The sequence below is a fragment of the Arthrobacter sp. fls2-241-R2A-200 genome (genome assembly GCF_030209745.1).
Lineage (GTDB): Bacteria > Actinomycetota > Actinomycetes > Actinomycetales > Micrococcaceae > Arthrobacter.
In genome coordinates this window covers 20444-38863 of sequence record NZ_JARVRJ010000010.1, presented here as the reverse complement: position 1 = coordinate 38863, position 18420 = coordinate 20444, and the positions used below count along the sequence as shown (strand labels likewise).

Genomic DNA, 18420 nt, shown 5'->3' with positions numbered 1-18420 from the left:
AGGTTTGCGGATGGGGAGGGATCTCAACCACGGCCCGCTAACTGGCCTAAAGTATACCACAATCGGCATATATTTCGAAGGGTGCTTCTCCCTACTGGTAGAAGCAGACTGGCTTCGCTGCCTACACCTACAGGAAGTCCGATGGGCCTCTTCGAAGCCCCGGATGCGGAAGAATCCGAGGCCGACTACCCTGAAAGCAGCCTGCCAGATGATGGACTTGAGGAACTGCGCACATCCGCGCCAGCTAGAGACTCAGATGCTTGCTCTCAGCAGGTCGCCTCCGGCTGCTGGCGGAGGATCTCGGCCGCCCTTAGACCGAAGGGTTAGGCACCTCAGGGGTGATCGCCGTCTCCGTCGGAGCTTCCGCTGTCACTTTCCCCGTCGGTATCTCCCTCGCCACCGCGAAGAAGCGCCCGAATGGCAAGGTTGCCTCGGATGAGTTCCATGGTGTCTCCTGCGTGCTTGACCCCGGTGGCTGCGCTCAGTCTATGTGTTTGGGCCAGTACCAAACAATGCCGCAAGCACGGCCCAACGTGACGTCCTCCCATTTCGCCTGAACACGGTCGTGACTCGGAGTGAGATTTTCGCCTCGGGCGTGGGCTTGGCGGATGTTCTGAGGCGGAACGTTGTCGATACGCCAGATTCCTTCTGGGACCTCCGGCGGACTGAAGCGGACGCCGATTGAAAGCTTCCCGATTGGCACGGCTGGAGTCAGCTGCACATGATGTACGGCACCGGGCCGCCACTGATCCTGATAAGTGAGTCGGTGGGTAAGTAGCCAGGCAACTTCGAGGGGTACCCCACGTTGAAGTGGTGGGAAAGTAATCACAATGTCGTAGCGGTATCCGGGGACGCCATTCTCATCGTAGGCGCGGAGGTTCTCGATTGTGAGCTGGCCTTGTCCGACGTTCTGGACTTCCGGCATCGCCCCACCCGGGGTGCGGTCGGTGTACGTCTGCCGAAACTCGGTAAGTGCGGGAACGGTCGATCGGATAGTGCGCCTGCGGATGACCGTGCGGATCTGACCCTCGGCGCTGGCGGGATAGACGTAGTCATCCTGCGCGTCGACAATCTCGTAGGTCCAGGGGGGCTTTGAACCGATTGTAGCGACCCGAGCCTGCGAGGCCTCGAGCATCTCTACCACGATGCCGGCAACGCCCGCGAGAACATCCTCTCGTTCGACCCGCCTAACGTCCCGGTATCTGTCCCTGAACTGATGGATACCCTCGAGGGGTTTCTTTCCTGGTGGAACATACACACGGTAGGTGCGTGCAAGCGCCGCCCGGCGTTCATCCGAAGTGAGGTATCGGGCTTCTCCAAGTCCCAGCAACAGCGTGGCACGAAGCTTCAGAAGCTCAGAAGGCTCCAAGGCGAGAGTGGCGACCCTGCCCTGGTAAAGCTCAAGGACAAATGACGAGATGTCTTTCTGGCTCTGAGCGCTGACAGCATCCTCGATGAACTGGATATCGAGCAGGTGCCCGTTGCCGAGGTCCACCGCCGTCGTCCGTCCGTTCGTCCCGTGGAGGCCATTCCGAGTACTTGCGCCAAGGAATTCGATAATTCGCGCTTTCGGATGTTTCTCATTGTCAGCGTCCCTCATATACCTCCTCTGCCGTGCATTATGCGACCCGCTTTTACCGCAGTCAAGGTCTCCGCAATAGGCCGCAAGGAATCGCAGCTGGACGGCACGACTCCGCGACGGCACGGCAGCAGCCCTCTATTTCCGTTGATCCGTCAGCTTCAGCCTTAGTTACAGGACCCGCAAAAGGCGGGCTCTCGGAACAATCAGAAAGGCAAGATCATGTCCAGCGAACTACCTCCCTTCGGCAACGACGAACTCACGGGCGTCGGCATATTGTTCGCGCGGATCGCAACCGACGAATCGGAGGCGCCTCCTAAGCAGCTGGAATGGCACGGCCCCAGCACGGCTGCGCCTGGCGCGAACCGTGGCATCGCGGATTCCAGCGGAGTCATCGGCGTCTCACACCCGAGCGTCTGCCTGAAGCTCTTGGAGCAGTTTGATGATGGGGCTCTGGCCGAACGGTCCCAGTTCGCATTGCTCCGATTGGAACAGTACTGACGGCCATCATTGCCGTCCTCATCGATACAACGGAAAGGAAGAAGTCATGTCCGATCTCATTCCCCGTCCAAGCGGTAGGGTCATGCCGTTCAATCCACCAGAGGGCTTCTCGCGGTCGGAGGGCAAGGCTCTCCAACGAGCGCAGAACGCCGAAGTCTCGCGGGGGCTCGTGACAGCCGCACGGGTTCATGCTGCCGGCTATGTGGCCGCAACGGGCATGCACCTGAGCGGGATGCTCAGTCGTGAGGCCGAGTTTCAGGCGAACGGTGACCCGCGGGCTGCCGAGCGTCTGAACTTCATCGCCGATTCCTTCGCCGAGTATGCGGCGTGGGAAGTCCGCCGGTTCCAACGGTAGAGGCGAGCCATGAAGCACGAATTCGAAAATCTTTTGAGACCTGTTGATTTCGCGGAGCCCGAAGTGCTGCAACATGAGGCGGCAGTCCGCCTGTTCGTCGGGCGGATCGCGACGCTGGTGGATGAGCTGGACACGGTTGCGAGAACCATCAAAGCTACATCGCCAGCGACAGCACGGCATCTGAGCTTGGTATCACAGCAGATGTCCGCCATGGCCCTGACGGCGCTGGAAACCTGGCCGAAGGGTCCCCAGCGGTCATGACTGCGCTCTTTTGGATTGCCATCGTGATTACCTGCGCAGCTTCCATTGCCGCCGCATATCTTGTCGTTGCTGATTACTGGCGGGACCGGTCGGCGTCCACCCGGGATCGAATTACCAATGTCACCCGGGATGCTCATGAATCGGTAAATCGCCTCGAAGCCGCATATCGCCGGGCTATGCACGACATGCGCCGCGATAGGTAGCGTCCGTTCCTGAGCTCCTCCGGCTTAGCCCCTCGAAGATGCCTCTAGAAAGGGGTATTTGTCATGTCCGAATTACTTACCTCATCAAAGCGCCAGCAGTGAGTGTCGACCCGAGCCCCAGATCCTGGTTTGACCGGGCGATCGGAGCTTGTATGTCCGTTCTTCTGGCCGTGATCGCGCTGTACTGCGCGACGCAGGTTCTGCAGTCGATCCTGCCGTTCCTGGTGGGCTGCGTAGGCGTCGCGTCGATCATTTGGGCCGTCTGGGCAGTCATCCAATACCGGCGCAACAGGTACTAATTCCATCGCCACAAAACAGCTGTAGAGCTCTTCCAGTCGGTGTTGTGGTTTGCGCTAAAACAGTTGAACGTTCAACTTATTGAACGCATACTAAGGCTCAGACATCGTTCAATTTGTTGAACGGTGGCGGCAAATCACAACACCGCAGGAAGGAGGGAAACAACCATGTTCATGAGAAACAAGCGTCCAAATCGGAGGCGCACGACTACGCCGCGCCAGGAAGGCAAGATCGTCGTCCGAGGCGTGCAGCGCGATCGTCCTGACCTCCGGAAGCTTAGCCGCGCAGTCATCGCCATGGCTCAAGCGGAAGCTGAGCGGGACGCTCAGGCGCAGCACGAGCGCAAAGGCGTCAAGCGTCGCCGGGAGGACACTGATGATGAGTAGTTCTGAATTGGTCCTTCGGCAGCTGATGTGGCAGGAAATTCATTGGCCGCGTCCCCTTGAGGATGAGCAGGCTATCAACCTGTTGCGCCTGTGGAGCGCCCAAAGCCACGCCCCGCAAATCATATTGGAAGCCAGGGCCAGTCGTCAGGGCATCCGCTACCTCGTCGGCACACAGCGGCGACATGCGTCGGCCGTTCGCCGAGACATTGAGCGCCTAGTTGCTGGATCCATCGTGGTCGCCGAGGATGGCGAACGACTACCGGCGCAGGCGGTTCGGCGAGTGACCGTCAATGCGCCCGCCCAATCACTGGAACCTCGATCTCCCGAGGGTTCGACACGTTCCCTCCTGGCTAGTCTGACGGCCGTGCAGGGCAACGAGAGCCTGGTTATACAGATGATCCTGGGGCCGAGGTTCGCCCCACAGCTGACACCCCGCACAATTGCGCAGGTCGACCAGGGCATCGCCTCGGTGGTGCTTCGCGGTATCCAGCCGGAGCAGCGTCGCGGTGTTTCCCGTGGTGTCGAAAACAAACAAGGCGAGCACGGCTTTGCTGGCTATGTTCGGATTGGCGTCAGAGCCAGCGAAGAGGAGCGTCGCCGAACGCTCATCGGTGGAGTGGTCAATGCCTTCCGCTCAATGGTGGCGCCGGGACTCCGCTTCCAGGTGCACTTTGACCATATCCAGAAGTTGAACCAACCGAGTCCCGACTGGCCGCGCTTCGCGTTCGGGCAGCGCTTGTCTGCCGTTGAAGTCGGCATGCTCAGCGCCTGGCCAATAGGCGAGGGTGCAGTGGCCTATCCTGGCCAACCTCCCGCTCACCCACGGCAAATTCGGCCTTCCTTTCAGGCGTCGTCCACGGATCGAATTGTCGCTTTGGCGACGGCTCCAGGCACTACGGATGGCCGGCTTGGTCTGTCGCCAGCCGATAGCTGTCATCATCTGTGGGCCATGGGACCGACCGGTGTGGGTAAAAGTTCCATGCTCCTGTCCCTGATCATCAATGACATGGCGGCGGGGCGTAGCTGCGTCGTAATCGAACCCAAGGATCTGATTCGGGACGTCCTCAAGCACGTTCCGAAGGAGCGTCAAGGCGACGTCATCGTTCTCGATCCACTCGACGACGTGCCGGTTGGCATCAATCCGCTCGATGGTCATGGGCGCAGCCCAGCGCTTGTCGCCGATCAAGTATTCGGCACCTTCCACGCGCTGTACGGTGACCAGCTTGGCCCGCGTAGTTCTGACATCCTGCGGCATTCGCTTCTCGCGCTGGCTCAACGCGATGATGCGAGTATGGCCATGCTGCCAATTCTGCTCAACAACAAGAAGTTCCGGCAGTCGGTCACCAATCAAATTGCAGGTGGTGACCCGTTCTCGGCTGGGCCGTTCTGGCACTGGTATGAGCAGCTCACGCCAGAGGCAAGTGCCCAAGTCACTGCGCCGCTCATGAACAAGCTGCGCCCGTTACTCGATCCCCACCTGCGTCATGTTCTGGCACAGCCCACTCCGCGCTTCAACGTCCGTCAGGTGTTGACGGAGCGGAAGATTCTACTCGTGCCTCTTCAGAAGGGAGTGCTGGGGCCTGAAGCTGCCCAATTGCTGGGAGCTATGGTGGTTGCTGAACTGTGGCAGGCCATCCAGGAGCGTGCCAGTATTTCGACAAACGACCGTCATCCGGTCATGATCTATCTCGACGAGGTCCAGGAGTACCTACGACTGCCGACCGATATCGGGGATGCGCTTGCCACCTCGCGCGGCCTGGGTGCCGCCTTCCATGTGGCGCACCAGTACTTGGATCAGTTGCCGACGAGTATGCGCACGGCATTTGAAGCCAATTGTCGCTCTCGCGTCTTCTTCCAACTTGCATCCCGGGACGCCAAGGCGGCGGCTGGTATGGCGCCTGGCCTTGAACCCGAAGACTTCATGGCGCTGCCTTCGCGCCACGTTTACGCTCAGCTCGTTCGCAACGGTGCGGTAACTGATTGGGCCTCCGGTGTAACGCTCGACGTTCCGAAGCAAACGTCGTCGCCCGCCACGATCCGGGCGCGCAGTCGCAATCAGTTCGGCCAGCCCACCGACGCCATCGAACGCGGACTGCGCAGTGTCCTGAATCCCATAGCCGAGAGTCAGACGACCGGTGGGCGGCGTAGAAGGAGTCAGCCATGACTTCCCAAGATGCACTACCGGTCGGCTACCCGTTCGCGTCGAAGCCGGAAGTTGCATCGCCGCAGGTCGACGGCGAAACAATGCGAATTGTGGCGCCGAATACTGGTGCTTCAGCTAGCACCGGAGCTCATACGGGACCACGGGTAAGCCGTCGTCGTCTGCATGACATCGAAGCTCAGCTCAGTGACCGTGACCGCGCTGTCTTATCGTCTGTCGAGCGGTTTCGATTCCTGACGGCCGAACATATTGAGGCCTTGCACTTTGCCGACCATGCATCGGCGGAAACCGGTGCGCGCACCTGTCGCCGCGTCCTGGTGCGACTGCGACGTGAGCGCGTTCTGGGTGTTCTCAATCGTCGTGTCGGTGGGGTTCGAGCAGGCTCAGAGGGTCTGGTCTATTTCATGGATACGACAGGCGAGCGTATTCAAAGAGGCGGAGAATCCAGTCGGCGACGCAGGCGCTTCCCAGAGCCATCAGCGCGATTCCTTGATCACACACTGGCCATTGCCGATGTGGCAATTGGCCTCATCGCTACGGCTAATGCGTCCGGCGCTGAGGTGGCGAATGTGGCTCCGGAGAAGGAGGCTCGTCGCTATTACACTGACCGTCTTGGTGGTGCGCAGGTGCTTCGTCCCGATCTCTATGTTGAGCTTGCCGCCCGCCCCGGTGATCAGGATGTCCAGGCCTTCTTCGTTGAGGTCGACCTCGGTCATGAGAGTCTGCCGACTGTCCTCGGGAAGTGTCAGCAGTACGAAGCCTATTACCAGGCGGGTATCGAACAGCGTGACTTTGGCGGCTTTCCTAGTGTCGTCTGGGCAATGGGCGCTTACCGTCCAGAACTGGCAGAGCGCCGTCGTCAAGCGTTGCAGGGAGCGCTGCGCCGAGGCACAAAGGTGACACCGGAGCTCTACCGCATTTATGCACTGGATGAGGCGGCGGCGCAGCTGGTCCAGGAGGTTTGGCATGGGTGAGCCGGTCAACGTTCTCTATGTCGGGGATGCCTTGGATGAACTGCGTAAGCTTCCACCGAACTCGGTTGATATGTGCCTAACGAGTCCGCCGTACTTTCGATTGCGTGATTATGGCGCGGACGGGCAACTAGGCCTGGAGGCTAACGTGGACGCGTGGGCTGAGGCGATTCGTGCAATTGCTGTCGAGATCCGCCGGGTCTTAGTGTCGACAGGCACATTCTGGCTCAATCTTGGTGATACCTACGCCAACCACCCGCGCCAAGGGGCACCGTCGAAAAGCCTGCTCCTAGCGCCGGAGCGCGTTGCTCAGCTCCTGCAACAGGACGGCTGGATTGTTCGGAACAAGATCATCTGGGCTAAGCCCAACCCGATGCCGAGCAGCGTAGGCGATCGGCTAACCGCAGCTCACGAGGTCATCTATCTGTTCGCAAAGCAGGGACGTTATCACTTCGACCTGGATGCAATCCGGAGGCCGCACCGTTCGCGACCCGGTAACCCACCGTGTCCAGCAACTCGTCGCCCCGGCAAGGAAAGGTGGCGGGGACCGAACGCCGACTCTACGACGGGCCTCGCTGCGATGAAGGCGCGGGGCATTGTCGGTCACCCACTCGGCAAAAATCCCGGCGACGTCTGGACGATCGCCACGGCCGCAGGCAAGGGTAGCCATCACGCTGCGTTCCCCGAACCGCTCGCCATTAAATGCATCCAAGCCGGCGCACCTGAGGCTCGCTGCGTAACCTGCCGTGCACCGTGGCGACGACCGATCCGCAGGCTAGGTGCGACGGCCACGCGGTTAGCTCTCCAGGCAACCTGCGCCCATGAGGGAGATCCTGAGCCGGGCATAGTCCTCGATCCTTTCATGGGGAGTGGTTCGACTGCGGTCGTCGCCGAAGCCCTGGGTCGTCAGTGGGTGGGTATCGAACTGAACCCCACTTTCGCAGAAGAGGCGCTGGCCCGCATAGTCGCCGCCCGCCCACGCTCACCACCTCACGAATAGTTCGGTCGACACCTCATCGGTGCACCGCGGCTGGTGACGAGGATTCCAACCTGGGATCTCGCCAGTCGCACACACCGAGGAGTTGTCATGACGACACCCATTACTGGCGGCGATCGCCAGAACCCGGCAGGAATCAAGACTCTTGCCATCCGGCTCGAACAGGACGTCCACACCCAACTGACGCTGATTGCTCAGCTGCGGAGCAGTACGATCACTGACGAGATCAGAAAGGCCTTGATGGCGCACATTGCTGGCATCAAGGGAAACGCCGATCTCGCCTCGCAGGCGGAATCCGCCATGGCGGAGATCGACCGCGAAGCAGCTGCCCGCCGTGAGGCGATTGCTCAGTTGTTTGGCAGCGATCCGGAGGCGATCAAAACTCGCCCGGCTCGCGGACGCTAGTTCGAGACCATCGGCAGGGGCAGCGTGAGTAGCACTCGTAAGAGCGCCTCCGCTGTCCTTGCCGGACATCACTGTTTACCTAAGAACGCTTAAGGAAGTCCTTCCTTTCTTGACGAAATTTCTGTTGTGGAATTCGCTTAAATCGTTGAACGAATTGAACGAGAGATTCATAATACAAACAGGAATTGGAGATAGAAGAAATGCAGGAAAAAGATATTCAAGGCTTGGCTGAAACCATCAGAAATCAGCGTCAGAAGTTGGGCCTTTCAGCCAGTGAGGTTGCCCGCCAAGCAGGCGTGGCCAAAGGGACTATCACACGGCTGGAGCTCGGGCAGGTTGCGAGTCCCCGTATGGATAACCTGCGCGCCATTGCTGACGTTCTCCAGCTTCCACTGACCGACATCCTGGCTGAGTCGAGCCTGCTGCGGGGCTCCGACCTCCCGACTCTCAGTCCGTACCTCCGGACGAAGTTCAAAGGCATGCCAGACAGCGCAGTTCGTGAGATTGAAGAACATTTCCGCGATGTCGCTGCACGGCACGGCATTGATATAAATAACGGTCCAGGACCAGGCGAGGACGAATAACCAAACGACTTCTCAGAAAGGAGAAAGCCATGACCAACGAACATATTCACAGATATATCGAACGGAGCGTCCTGGCTACTCTCCGAGGCCTCATTCCTAACCGGGAAGTCCGCTCCCAGGCTGAGGCTAAGCAAGTTGCCGAACACCAAGCGACCCGTCTCTTGGAGCTCCACGGCATCGAGACCGGTCCCGTGCCAGTTGAGTTCATCGCCGATCTGCCCAAGATTGAAATCGAGATGGTCGATGCGCCAGTATCAGGCGCCAGCTTCTGGAACGGCAACAGCTGGATTATCCAATTGAACAAGCACGAAAACTACAGCCGCCAGCGTTTCACGTTAGCTCATGAGTACAAGCACATCATCGACCACAACCGCGCTGACGCCCTGTACGTCGGAAGCCGCGACGCCACACCTGCTGAACAGGCCGAGCAAGCCGCTGACTACTTTGCCGGTTGCCTGCTCGTTCCGAAAAAGTTGCTCAAGCGCGCTTACTACGGCGGTATGCAGAAGACGGCTGATCTCGCCGCATACTTTCAGGTGTCCGAAGCGGCGATGACCGTGCGACTGCGCCAAACAGGCATCGCCGAACCTGCCCCGCGATGCACACCCCAAAGCACTCCCTTCTCCCGTTCATGGCAGTACCGCATGAATCGCCGCACCCAAATACAAGGAGTATGACGATGACGATCGAAGAAATCGAAGCACTGAGACCGCGCAAAGCAGTTCTGTACTTGCGCGTCTCAAGCAAGAAACAGACAGAAACTGCCATCGACATCGACAAGGATGGCAACTCCATCGCCACACAGCGCGACATCTGTAAGCAGAAGGCTGAAGCCGTCAACGCCGACATCATCGAGGAGTTCGTCGAGCCGGGCGTGTCAGCCCAGACGATCGAGAAGCGCCCCGTTTTCCAAGCCCTCCTCACGTTCCTACAGGACAACCGTGACGTCGACTATGTGATCGTCTACGCCCGCTCGCGTGCCTTCCGCAACTTCACCGACGCGGCCATCACTCGGCGCCATCTCGACAAGCTCGGCGTGCGCTTGCTCTCTGCACGTGAGGACTTTGGTGAAGGCACCTACGCGGAAGCCATGGAAGCTGTCACGGACATCATGAACCAGGTGCAGAATCAGCTCAGCGGCGAAGATATCCGCATTAAGATGCGCAACAAAGCCGTCAACGGTGGCACGGTAGGTAAGGCCAGACTTGGCTACCTCAATATCCGCAAAGACATCGACGGTCGCATGATCAACAGCGTCGGGCTAGACGAAGTGAGGGCGCCGTTGGTACTCAAGGCCTTTGAACTCTATGCCACCGGGCTGTATTCGATTGAGCAACTGGAGGCGACGATGGCGGATCTGGGCTTGACCAGTCGCCGCACGGCGCGATTCCCCGAAGGGCCCGTCTCTGCAAGCAAGCTCCACCACATGCTCAAGGACCCGTACTACGTCGGGTACGTCATCTATAAGGGCGACGCCTATCCGGGCCGACACGAGCCGATCATTGGGCAAGACCTCTTCGATCAGGTGCAAGAGGTCATGAGCTCACGGAGTGGCGCAGGCACAAGGGACCGCATCCACAATCATTTTCTCAAGGGCATGCTGTACTGCGGCAAGTGCTTCAAGCTTGGCCGGGAGAGCCGCGTTGTTTACATGCAGGCGAAAGGGCGGGGTGGCACCATTCATGAGTACTTCTTCTGCCGGGCTCGTCAGGAAGGCCAGTGTGACCTTCCGTATTTGCCGGCCTACCTCGTTGAAGACAGCGTCGCCGAGTCCTATGGTCGACTCGTCCTCGACAAGGACTTTGAACGGGATGTGCGCACGCGACTCGAAGAAGCCCTGCTTGGTGAACAGCAAGACCTCAAAGCGATGTACGCGAAGTACACGAATCAGCTGAACGAAGTAGAAGCCAAAGAGGGCAGGCTCGTGGATATGGCCGCCGATGGGATTCTGCCCCCGTCGAAGATCCGCGAGAAGATGCACGAGTTGCGTGTGCAACGTTCCCGGATTGAAGATAGCCTCGCGAATATCGGCGAAGAGATTGCGGTAGGCGGCCAGCTTCTCACCAAAGCGATTGATCAGATTGCTGACCCGAAGGCGTACTACGAGAAGGCGACCGACAAGGTTCGGAGACTACTCAACGAATCCTTCTTTCACCGATTCTTCGTCTACCAAGACGGAGCAGTTGGCGCCGATTTGAATCAACCGTTCGACGACATCTTCGCCGCCCAGGCGGCCTACCGATCGACCAAATCTTCCCGGGCGGTATTGGTACCAGGATCGGCCCAATCGCCCGAAATCGGGGCGGTTTTGGGCGTTTCAGGCGTACTTACCGGGCAGTTCCTGGATACCAAAAATGGCGCCGATTTCTCGACGCCATCTCTGTTGTTCAAACTAAAGTCGATCTACTCGAACCATGGTTCGAATAAAGCGACTCTGGTCGGGCTGACAGGATTTGAACCTGCGACCCCTTGACCCCCAGTCAAGTGCGCTACCAAGCTGCGCTACAGCCCGCTGGTCCACCGTTCTCCGCCTGGGAAATCCTTCGAAAAGTCTCTCCTAAGCAGTCCGGCCGAACCACCTCCAAAAGCTTACACGACGTTGGAGGGTGCCGCGTCCATCGGGGTCAAAGTCGGCTGTGATGACCGTCTCTTTTTCACCACAGCCAACTCCGACGACGGACACTTAGCGCTTCTTGCCGCGCTTCTCGCGCACGCGCATGTTGACCTCGATGGGTGTGCCCTCGAAGCCGAACGTTTCGCGCAGGCGCCGCGTGATGAAGCGGCGGTATCCCGGGTCCAGGAAACCCGTGGTGAAGAGCACGAACTTCGGCGGCCGGCTGGATGCCTGTGTTCCGAAGAGAATGCGCGGCTGCTTGCCGCCGCGGACCGGGTGCGGGTGCGCTGCGACGAGTTCGCCCAGGAACGCGTTGAGGCGGCCGGTGGGGATGCGGCGGTCCCAGCTCTCCAGGGCAATGTCCAGCGCCGGAACCAAGCGGTCCTTGTGCCAGCCGGTCTTGGCCGAGATATTCACTCGCGGCGCCCATTCAACGTGCGCCAGGTCTTGATCGATCTCGCGTTCGAGGTAGCGACGACGTTCGTCATCCAACAGGTCCCATTTGTTGAACGCGAGGACCAGCGCACGGCCGGACTCAATCGCCAACTGGAGGATGCGGACGTCTTGCTCGCTGAGCACCTCGTCAACGGCAAGAAGTACGACGGCGACCTCCGCCTTTTCGAGCGCGGCCTGCGTACGCAGTGACGCATAGAAGTCGGCGCCCTGAGCCATGTGCTGACGGCGACGGATACCGGCAGTATCCACGAACCGCCAGGTACGGCCACCGAGTTCGATGAACTCATCAACCGGGTCACGCGTGGTACCGGCGAGCGGATCCACCACAACGCGTTCAGAGCCTGCGAGCTTGTTCAGCAGCGAGGACTTACCGACGTTCGGGCGGCCGATCAGGGCGATGCGGCGCGGACCGCCCGAGCGTTCCACACCCTCTACCAACGAGTACTCCGGCAGGGTGTCCATCACGTGGTCCAGAAGGTCGGCCACTCCGCGGCCGTGCAATGCCGATACGGGGTACGGTTGCCCGAAGCCGAGGCCCCACAGTGCTGCCGAATCTGCTTCCTGCGCGAAGTCGTCCACTTTGTTGGCCACCATGATGACCGGCTTCTTGCTCTTGCGCAGCATCTTCATGACGCCCTCGTCCGTGGCGGTGGCGCCAACGGCGGAGTCCACGACGAAGAGAACAGCGTCAGCCAGCTCCACAGCCATTTCTGCTTGCTCGGCTACGCGGGCGTGGATGCCCTTCGCGTCGTGTTCCCATCCGCCGGTGTCTACCAGCGTGAAGTTACGGCCGTTCCAGTGGGCGGAGTACATGACACGGTCGCGGGTGACGCCGGGGGTGTCTTCCACAACCGCTTCCCGGCGGCCGAGAATGCGGTTGACCAACGTGGACTTCCCCACGTTCGGCCGGCCGATGATGGCAAGGACGGGATCAAGCTTGAGGGGGCCTTCTTCACCCTCATCGCCGAACTCGCCGCTGAGCAGGGCGGCGTCGTCCTCATCGAGATCGTAGTCCTCCAGGCCCGCCCGGAGGCTGGCGGCGCGGAGCTCCGCCTCGTCGTCGTCCAGTGCCGCCAGGTTCTCAGCCACCTGGTCGGTGCCGGTGGGCGTGTATTCGTCGTCGCCGGCTCCATGGAGGCCGGATTTTTGAGTCGTATCGCTCATTGCACTTTCCTTAGTGGTGGTCTGCCGGCGTCCCGGCTACTGCTGTTTGGCGGTGTTGCGGAGACGGTTTCTCCGGGCACAGGCTCCATGGGGAGGGCCTGGCCTGTGGATTCGATAGCGTCCTGGACGTGTCCGGCCAAAGCCGTGCGGATCTCCGCAGCCGCCCTGTCCATTGAAACACGCCCCGGTTCGCCCGTCCGGCGCTTCACCGTGAGGGGTTCGCCGAAGCTGACATACAGCCTGCGGCGTGGTCTGGGGATATGGTCGCGGTGCTCGTCACGGTGACGGGTCCCAAGTATGGCGACCGGTATAACTGTTGCCGCGGAATTGAGTGCCAGCCAAGCAACCCCGCTGCTGATGCTCCCTGCTGAACCGGTCCCCCGGGTGCCTTCAGGGAGGATCCCGACGCAACGGCCGGCGTCGAGCAGTTTCTTGCCGGTATGCAATGCCGTGCGGTCACCGTCCCGGTCCACCGGAATCTGGCCGGAGCCTCTGAGGACCTTCCCGAGGACGCCCGCGAACATCTCCTTCTTGACGAGGATGTGCATCGGCCGCGGTGACGCTCCGAACAGCACAGGCCCATCAAGGAAACTGATGTGGTTCGCAGCGAAAAGCACAGGCCCGGCAGCGGGAACGTTGCTTTTGCCCGTCACCAGGGTCCGGTAAATGAGGTGGTCCAGGATCCAGCCGATGGGGCGGCTCCATAGCCGCGCCCACTGGGATGGAAGGATCGCCGGCGAATGGTTCCTATTCTCCATAGATAACCTTGCTGACGATCGCCAGGGCTGTGTCCACCGTTTCCTCAAAGTCGAGGTCCGAGGAATCCAGGGTTACCACGCCGTCGGCGGCTTGGGTGAAGTTGACTACCGTGGAGTCCTTGGCATCACGATGGATGACCTGCGCTGTGAGTTGCGCACTGCTCTGGGTCCCTCCCAGCTGGATCCCGCGACGCCGTAACCTGGCTTCCTCGCTGGCCGTCAGGAGAATCCTGACTTCGGCATTTGGAGCAACAACAGTGGTGATGTCGCGCCCTTCCACCACCATGCGGTGATGGTGCTGGTCGATGAGCTCGCGTTGGCGGCGGATCAGTTCCGTCCGGGCACCCAGCGTGGTGGCCACCGCACTTACCGCAGAAGAAATCGAAGGATCCCTGATTTCGTCCGTGATGTCGGTACCATCCACTGCTACGTACTCAGTGGCGTTGGTGGTGCTGATCTCCAGGGGCATGGTCTTTGAGGCCTGCTCCACGGCAGCTCCGTCCTCAAGATCCACGCCGGTCTTCAAGCAGTGCCAGGTCAGTGCACGGTACATCGCGCCCGTATCAAGGTATGCCAACTTCAATCGGCGGGCCACTTCCTTGCTGACACTCGACTTACCAGACCCGGAAGGGCCGTCGATGGCGATCACGAGGGGCTTGCCGGGACGCGCAACGGTCTCCGGACCAAAAAATTCACGTGTCATTACTGGAGTACCCGCCATCCACGATCGGTCAAGGCTTCAACAAGGAGGTCGTGCTTGCTGGGAAGAACGGAGAGCTCCACCATGCCTACATTCTGTCCCGAGGAATGGTCCAGCCGCAGGTCCTCAAGGTTCACACCGATCTCACCGATTTCGGTGAGGAGGTGCGCGATTTGCCCAGGCCTGTCATCCACGAGGATGGTCAGCCACGAGTAGGCCTGCGGTGGACCGCCGTGTTTACCGGGGATCCTCGCCTGGCCGGCGTTGCCCTCACTGATGAGCTGGGCAAGATCGAGCCGCGCGCCAGGGGCCAGCGGTTCTTCCAAGGTACCGATCAGCCGATTCAGGTCCTCGCGGACCCCATGCAGGATGGGCACCACTTTCTCCGCGTTGCCACCAAGGATCTGCACCCAGAGGGTCGGATCACTGGCCGCGATGCGCGTGGTGTCCCTGAGCCCGTTGCCCGCCAAGGACAGCGCGTGCATGGGGGTACCCTGCAGACGGCTGGCAACCAGGGAAGACATGACCTGCGGAAGGTGGGAAACCAACGCCACGGCTTCGTCGTGCTCGTCCGCAGTGAACTGGGACACGATGGCCCCGAGATCAGCTGCGAGTGAGCGCGCCGTTTGCAGGGCGACACTGCCGGTCTCCTCCGACGGACAAACCACCCATGGCATGGAGGTGAAAAGCTCTCCCCTGGCCGCGACCGGTCCGGACTTCTCCCGGCCCGCCATGGGATGTGTCCCCACGTACCGGGAGAGGTCCACGCCGCGTTCCCGCAGTTGCGCTTGGATGCCTGCCTTGACGCTGGCGATGTCGACGACGACGGCGGACGGGTAGTCCGCCAGAGCCTTCTGCACGACGTCGGCCGTCACGTCAGGCGGAGCGGCGACGACTACCAGTTGGGGTGCTTGGTCCAACTCGGCCAAGGGGCGTCCTGCCCCGATGTCCACCGCGACCGCCTGATTGGTAGGCGAAGGATCGAAGAGGTAGACGGGAACTCCACGTCCGCGGAGGCCAAGGCCAATACTGGCCCCCAGCAAGCCCGTGCCGAGAACGACGACAGGGCCATCGAGATGGCCCCTGCCGTGCGTACTGAATGCCGACATCCCCTAGAGTCCTACAGATGCCAGGAGGTGTCCGACTTCCTGCCTGCCGAGGTTGCGGATGCTGCCCTGGCGTTGGTCACCCAAGCCGATAGGGCCAACCTTGACGCGGACAAGCCGCTCCACCGGGAACCCGACGGCGTCGAACATACGGCGCACGATCCGGTTCTTGCCCGAGTGGAGGACAACCTCGATCAGGACGTGGCCCGGGGTTGAGTCAACCAACTTGAAAGAGTCAACGGCAGCGAAGCCGTCTTCAAGTTCGACGCCGGCCTTCAGCTTGGCGCCGACACCCTGCGGGAACGGCCCACGCACCTGCACCAGGTATGTCTTGGGTACCTCATAGGAAGGATGTGTCAGGCGGTTGGCGAGTTCGCCGTCGTTGGTCAGCAGCAGAAGACCCTCGGTGGCGACATCGAGCCGGCCGACGTGGAACAGGCGTTCGCCCTTGTTCTTGTTGTTCTTCAGAAAGTCGCTGATGCAGGGGCGACCTTCCGGGTCCTCCATGGTGGATACAACGCCCTTGGGCTTGTTGAACACCATGTAGACAAGGGTTTCATCGAGCTGGATCCGGATGCCATCAACGTGGATCACTACAGCGGTGGGATCGACACGCATGCCGAGTTCAGTGGTGACCTGGCCGTCAACCTCAACGCGGCCTTCGAGGATCATTTCCTCGCACACGCGGCGCGAGGCCACTCCGGCCTGGGCCATGACCTTCTGAAGGCGCACGCCGTCGACGTCGTGCAGGTCCGACTGCGGAACTTCCTGGCGCGGGCCGCGGTTGCGTCCTGGCTTGCGAATGGGACCAAGGTTCTGGCCGAAGCGTTCGCTGCCGAAGGCCTTGGAGCCGAACTGCTTGGCTGGTTTTGCCTTGGGCTTGATGGCGCCGGGAGTGCCCGGGGCTTTCCCGAAGCCTGGCTTGTTGGAGCCCGGCTTACGGAACGGCTTGGCAGGCCTTGCCGCCTCGCCGCGATCGTAACCGCCCGCCGTCGTGGGGTTGTCGGGATCGAAGGGGGCAGCTTCGCGAGGCTTAGAAGCCTTGAAAGGGCGGCCCTCGCCCTGGGTGAAGTTGCGCTTTCCAGCGCCGGCGCTGCCGCCGCGGCCGGAGAAGCCGCCGGCGTTGGAGCGGCCGTTGCCGCCCTTGGCCTCATTGCGTCCGGAGCTGTTGCGTCCCGAACCGTTACGTGGTGAACTCTGGCGTCCCGCCTGTGTCATGACCCGTCCTTGTGTAGTAATGGCCGGCGTTCGTTGATGAAATCAACACTAGCCAGCCCGGCAGACATCGTCTGCCCTTTGTCGCTGTGCACCGGGGTGTGGTGCGTGAATCAGTATGAAGTTCTGAAGCAGTCCGGGCGTCGGCCCGGCGTTACATGCGGCTTGCGTCGTAATACTCGTCGATGCCTTCCAAGCCCGGAAGATGCGGCGAGAGTTGCGGCAGTTCGGCCACCGAACCGATGCCCATCCGTTCCAGGAAGTACGAGGTTGTCCGGTAGAGGACAGCACCCGATTCGGGATCGGTTCCGGAGTCCTCGATCAAACCCCGCTGGGTCAGGGTCCGGACCACCGAATCAACGTTGACGCCGCGAATTGCGGACACCCGGGCCCTGGAGACCGGTTGCCGGTAAGCAATAACCGCCAGTGTTTCAAGCGCCGCTTGAGTAAGCCTGGTGGTCTGGCCTTCGAGGACGAACCTGCCCACGACGTCGGCAAATTCCGGCCGCGAGTAGATCCGCCACCCACCGGCGACGTTCCGCAATTCAAAACCCCGGGGTGCAGTGCTGTCATGGGAAAAGCCGACAGCATCCACGTCCGGGGCTTTAACAGTATAGCCGCTATACTCCCGCTGCAGGTCCTGCAGCAATTCCTCGACGACGGCGACCGTGACGTTCAGTCCTGCGGCCAGCTCGGCCGAGGTGGCCGGTTGGTCAATGACCATGAGGACTGCCTCGAGCGCGCCCCGCGGGCCGCCGGGCAGCTGATTCAGTTCTGCCAGGCCGTCCTGGACGGTTCCCTCTTCACTCATTGCTGTCTCCTGCGCTTCCAGCTTCTCCAGCGTCGCGTCCTGCTTCGTATTCCTCGTTCAGGCTGGAACTGTCCCACTCCGCGTCGGCTCCGGTCCATCGCACGGTCAGCTGGGCCAACGGTTCCGGCTGTTCGAAGGCAACAACGCGATCCCTGAACATTTCCAACAACGCAAGGAAGCGAGCCACCACCACCAACGTTGTGTCGGCGTCGGCAATCAACGTTTGGAAGGACAGCGGCGCACCCAGTCTCAAGCGGAAACCCATGATCTCGGCCTGTTCCTTGACGCTGACCGGCGGTGCGTGGAGGTGGTCCAACCCCACCTCAACCGGTGCGGTGCCTTTGGGTTTGAGTGCCGCGGCAGCCAGCTCCGCGAACTGCTCGGGGGTGTGCCGCCACACAAGGTCGGGAAGCATGGCAGCGAAATGCTGCTCCAAAGCCACGTGGCGTGGATACCTCCGGGCTTCCTCCTCCAGCGTTGCACCCACGATGCCCGCAACTTCCTTGAACGCTTTGTACTGCAGAAGGCGGGCGAACAGCAGGTCCCGCGCCTCCAGGAGGGCAATGTCGTCGGCATCTTCGACTTCTCCGGCAGGAAGAAGGCGGGCAGCTTTGAGATCCAGCAACGTAGCGGCAATGACCAGGAACTCGCTGGCTTCATCCAACGCCCAGTCCTCCCCCAGTTTCTGGAGGCGCCGGATGTACTTGATGAATTCATCGGTCACCGTGGCCAAGGCCACCTCGGTGATATCGAGCTTGTGCTTCGAAATCAACCCCAGAAGGAGATCGAACGGGCCGGTGAAGTTAGCCAGGCGCACCTCGAAGCCGGCCTTCCGCGGGCTTGCGTCCGTTTCTGTGGGCGCCTCAGTGGCCGGGGCGATTGACGGAACCACGATG

20 protein-coding genes, 1 tRNA gene and 1 pseudogene are annotated in these 18420 nt (G+C 60.9%); 13 read left to right on the top strand and 9 right to left on the bottom strand.

The window, feature by feature from the left end; translation table 11 throughout:
• Positions 1–481: 481 nt before the first annotated feature.
• Entirely contained in the window at positions 482–1600 is a 1119-nt protein-coding gene (locus tag QRN42_RS12550; RefSeq protein WP_284979500.1) for a hypothetical protein, read from the bottom strand.
• A 201-nt stretch (positions 1601–1801) separates the two neighbouring features.
• On the opposite strand from QRN42_RS12550, the gene QRN42_RS12545 reads away from it, so the two are divergent.
• The 13 genes from QRN42_RS12545 (at position 1802) to QRN42_RS12485 (ending at position 11173) form a co-directional block, all read left to right on the top strand.
• Positions 1802–2080 carry a hypothetical protein gene (locus QRN42_RS12545; RefSeq protein WP_284979499.1) on the top strand — a complete coding sequence of 93 codons (279 nt, stop codon included), beginning with the start codon at positions 1802–1804 and terminating at the stop codon, positions 2078–2080.
• A gap of 46 nt (positions 2081–2126) precedes the next feature.
• On the top strand, positions 2127–2435 hold the full coding sequence (locus QRN42_RS12540) for a hypothetical protein (RefSeq protein WP_284979498.1): 309 nt from the start codon (positions 2127–2129) through the stop codon (positions 2433–2435).
• 9 nt (positions 2436–2444) lie between these two features.
• Entirely contained in the window at positions 2445–2696 is a 252-nt protein-coding gene (locus tag QRN42_RS12535) for a hypothetical protein (protein WP_284979497.1), read from the top strand.
• A complete protein-coding gene (locus tag QRN42_RS12530; protein ID WP_284979496.1) occupies positions 2693–2899 on the top strand; it encodes a hypothetical protein in 207 nt (68 codons plus the stop codon). The genes QRN42_RS12535 and QRN42_RS12530 overlap by 4 nt, the downstream gene beginning before the upstream one ends.
• Before the next feature lie 152 nt (positions 2900–3051).
• On the top strand, positions 3052–3198 hold the full coding sequence (locus QRN42_RS12525) for a hypothetical protein (RefSeq protein ID WP_284979495.1): 147 nt from the start codon (positions 3052–3054) through the stop codon (positions 3196–3198).
• 165 nt (positions 3199–3363) lie between these two features.
• A complete protein-coding gene (locus QRN42_RS12520; RefSeq protein WP_284979494.1) occupies positions 3364–3582 on the top strand; it encodes a hypothetical protein in 219 nt (72 codons plus the stop codon).
• Complete coding sequence (locus QRN42_RS12515; RefSeq protein ID WP_284979493.1) at positions 3575–5746, top strand: type IV secretory system conjugative DNA transfer family protein; 2172 nt, start codon at positions 3575–3577, stop codon at positions 5744–5746. Before QRN42_RS12520 ends, QRN42_RS12515 begins: the two co-directional genes overlap by 8 nt.
• Positions 5743–6717: a replication-relaxation family protein gene (locus tag QRN42_RS12510; protein WP_284979492.1), complete on the top strand. Its 975-nt coding sequence runs from the start codon at positions 5743–5745 to the stop codon at positions 6715–6717. Before QRN42_RS12515 ends, QRN42_RS12510 begins: the two co-directional genes overlap by 4 nt.
• The gene (locus QRN42_RS12505; protein WP_284979491.1) at positions 6710–7714 is read left to right on the top strand and encodes a DNA-methyltransferase; all 1005 of its coding nucleotides are present in this window, start codon (positions 6710–6712) and stop codon (positions 7712–7714) included. The genes QRN42_RS12510 and QRN42_RS12505 overlap by 8 nt, the downstream gene beginning before the upstream one ends.
• An 87-nt stretch (positions 7715–7801) precedes the next feature.
• Positions 7802–8116, top strand: coding sequence for a hypothetical protein (locus QRN42_RS12500; RefSeq protein ID WP_284979490.1), 315 nt, complete (start codon positions 7802–7804; stop codon positions 8114–8116).
• Positions 8117–8301: 185 nt separating this feature from the next.
• A complete protein-coding gene (locus QRN42_RS12495; RefSeq protein ID WP_284979489.1) occupies positions 8302–8700 on the top strand; it encodes a helix-turn-helix domain-containing protein in 399 nt (132 codons plus the stop codon).
• A 29-nt stretch (positions 8701–8729) separates the two neighbouring features.
• Positions 8730–9377, top strand: a complete 648-nt coding sequence (locus QRN42_RS12490; RefSeq protein WP_284979488.1) for an ImmA/IrrE family metallo-endopeptidase — start codon at positions 8730–8732, stop codon at positions 9375–9377.
• A gap of 2 nt (positions 9378–9379) precedes the next feature.
• Complete coding sequence (locus tag QRN42_RS12485) at positions 9380–11173, top strand: recombinase family protein (RefSeq protein WP_284979487.1); 1794 nt, start codon at positions 9380–9382, stop codon at positions 11171–11173.
• On the opposite strand, the gene QRN42_RS12480 is transcribed toward QRN42_RS12485, so the two are convergent.
• The 8 genes and pseudogenes from QRN42_RS12480 to QRN42_RS12445 all read right to left on the bottom strand — a co-directional run bounded on the left by QRN42_RS12480 (position 11136) and on the right by QRN42_RS12445 (position 18416).
• A tRNA-Pro gene (locus QRN42_RS12480) sits at positions 11136–11212 on the bottom strand. The genes QRN42_RS12485 and QRN42_RS12480 overlap by 38 nt on opposite strands.
• Before the next feature lie 171 nt (positions 11213–11383).
• The gene (gene der / locus QRN42_RS12475; RefSeq protein WP_284979486.1) at positions 11384–12934 is read right to left on the bottom strand and encodes a ribosome biogenesis GTPase Der; all 1551 of its coding nucleotides are present in this window, start codon (positions 12932–12934) and stop codon (positions 11384–11386) included.
• Positions 12935–12944: 10 nt separating this feature from the next.
• A pseudogene (locus QRN42_RS12470) lies at positions 12945–13626 on the bottom strand (lysophospholipid acyltransferase family protein).
• A 55-nt stretch (positions 13627–13681) separates the two neighbouring features.
• The gene (cmk, locus tag QRN42_RS12465) at positions 13682–14395 is read right to left on the bottom strand and encodes a (d)CMP kinase (protein WP_284979484.1); all 714 of its coding nucleotides are present in this window, start codon (positions 14393–14395) and stop codon (positions 13682–13684) included.
• Positions 14395–15501: a prephenate dehydrogenase gene (locus QRN42_RS12460; RefSeq protein ID WP_284979483.1), complete on the bottom strand. Its 1107-nt coding sequence runs from the start codon at positions 15499–15501 to the stop codon at positions 14395–14397. Before QRN42_RS12460 ends, cmk begins: the two co-directional genes overlap by 1 nt.
• Positions 15502–15504: 3 nt before the next feature.
• The gene (locus QRN42_RS12455) at positions 15505–16716 is read right to left on the bottom strand and encodes a pseudouridine synthase (RefSeq protein WP_284979482.1); all 1212 of its coding nucleotides are present in this window, start codon (positions 16714–16716) and stop codon (positions 15505–15507) included.
• A gap of 151 nt (positions 16717–16867) precedes the next feature.
• Complete coding sequence (gene scpB / locus QRN42_RS12450) at positions 16868–17524, bottom strand: SMC-Scp complex subunit ScpB (protein WP_284979481.1); 657 nt, start codon at positions 17522–17524, stop codon at positions 16868–16870.
• A complete protein-coding gene (locus tag QRN42_RS12445; protein ID WP_284979480.1) occupies positions 17517–18416 on the bottom strand; it encodes a segregation and condensation protein A in 900 nt (299 codons plus the stop codon). Before QRN42_RS12445 ends, scpB begins: the two co-directional genes overlap by 8 nt.
• Positions 18417–18420: the final 4 nt, after the last annotated feature.